Origin of the sequence: Mycobacterium sp., from assembly GCF_050701675.1 — a bacterium.
In the GTDB taxonomy this organism is placed as follows: Bacteria; Actinomycetota; Actinomycetes; order Mycobacteriales; family Mycobacteriaceae; genus Mycobacterium.
Window position 1 is genome coordinate 1 of the sequence record NZ_JBOGDD010000759.1, and the last position, 1,582, is coordinate 1,582.

Sequence of the window (1,582 nt, forward strand, 5' to 3'; positions counted from 1 at the left end):
CGCGATTTGTGTGCATTTGGCAGCGGTGAGCGCGGCCGAATGCACACAAATCGCGCCATGGGCGGCACCTCACGAGTTCATCCCGGGGATCCAGTCCGTTCCCGCCAGGGGCACCCGCGCCATCGCGGCCGCCTCGATCGTGACGGCGACGAGGTCCTCGGGTTCGAGGTGCCGGACATGGGCCTTGCCGCACGCCCTGGCGATGGTCTGGGCCTCCATGGTGAGCACCCGCAGGTAGTTGGCCAGCCTGCGGCCGCCCTCGACCGGATCCAGCCGTGCGGCCAGGTCCGGATCCTGGGTGGTGATGCCTGCCGGGTCGGAACCGTCCTGGAAGTCGTCGAAGAATCCGGCTGCACTGCCGAGCTTCTCGTACTCGGCGGCGTAGCGCGGGTGGTTGTCACCGAGCGCGATGAGCGCGGCCGTCCCGATGGCGACCGCATCCGCGCCCAGTGCCATCGCCTTGGCGACGTCGGCCCCGTTTCGGATGCCACCGGAGACGATGAGTTGGACCTCTCTGCCTGCCGGGCCGCTGCGGTGCACGCCGAGTTCGGCCAGCGCCCGAACGGCTTGCGGGACCGCGGCGAGCGTCGGGATCCCGATGTGCTCGATGAACACCTCCTGGGTGGCGGCGGTGCCGCCCTGCATGCCGTCGACTACGACGACGTCGGCGCCTGCGTGCACCGCGAGCTTCACGTCGTAGTAAGTGCGGGTGGCGCCGACCTTGACGTAGATCGGCTTCTCCCAGTCGGTGATCTCACGGAGTTCGTTGATCTTGATCGTGAGATCGTCGGGCCCGGTCCAGTCGGGGTGCCTGCACGCCGAGCGCTGATCGATGCCCTCCGGCAACGTCCGCATCCCGGCGACGCGTTCGGAGATCTTCTGCCCCAGCAGCATTCCGCCGCCACCGGGCTTGGCACCCTGGCCGAGAACGACCTCGATGGCGTCCGCCTTGCGGAGGTCGTCGGGGTTCATCCCGTAGCGCGAGGGGAGGTACTGGTAGACCAGGTACTTGCTCTGGCCTCGTTCCTCCGGCGTCATGCCGCCGTCGCCGGTGGTGGTGGACGTGCCGACGGCACTGGCGCCGCGCCCCAACGCCTCCTTCGCGGGTCCGGACAACGCACCGAACGACATGCCCGCGATGGTGACAGGGATGTCCAGGTGCAGTGGGTACTTGGCGTGGCGACCGCCGAGCACCACATCGGTACCGCAGCGTTCCCGGTAGCCCTCCAGCGGGTAGCGCGACATCGACGCGCCGAGGAACAGCAGGTCGTCGAAGTGGGGTAGTGGTCGCTTGGCGCCCCAGCCGCGGATGTCGTAGATGCCGGTGTCGGCGGCCCGCTGGATGGCGGCGATGGTATTCCGGTCGAACGTCGCCGATTCGCGAAGTCCCCAGGTCTCGGTCATCAGTAACTCGCAGAGTTGTCGACGTGGAAGTGGTAGAGGCTGCGGGCTGAGCCGTAGCGGGTATAGGCGGCGGTGTCATCGTCTGCGTACCCGGCTGTCTTGAGGAGATGGCCCAGTTCTTCGTGGGGTTCGGGACGCATCTCCTTGGCCACGCAGTCGGCGCCGAGTGATGCGGCGG

At 68.1% G+C, this 1,582-nt stretch carries 1 protein-coding gene and 1 pseudogene; both read right to left on the reverse strand.

The window, feature by feature from the left end:
• Window positions 1-69: 69 nt before the first annotated feature.
• Window positions 70-1,404, reverse strand: coding sequence for an FMN-binding glutamate synthase family protein (locus tag ACRDUX_RS23210; RefSeq protein WP_526416923.1), 1,335 nt, complete (start codon window positions 1,402-1,404; stop codon window positions 70-72).
• Window positions 1,404-1,582 (reverse strand): annotated as a pseudogene (locus ACRDUX_RS23215) (protein glxC); the annotation flags it as partial. The gene ACRDUX_RS23210 and the pseudogene ACRDUX_RS23215, both read right to left, overlap by 1 nt.

Bases quoted from the DNA above. Each gene is read 5' to 3' on its own strand.
- ACRDUX_RS23210 (WP_526416923.1), bottom strand. From the start codon at position 1,404: ATGACCGAGACCTGGGGACTTCGCGAATCGGCGACGTTCGACCGGAAT.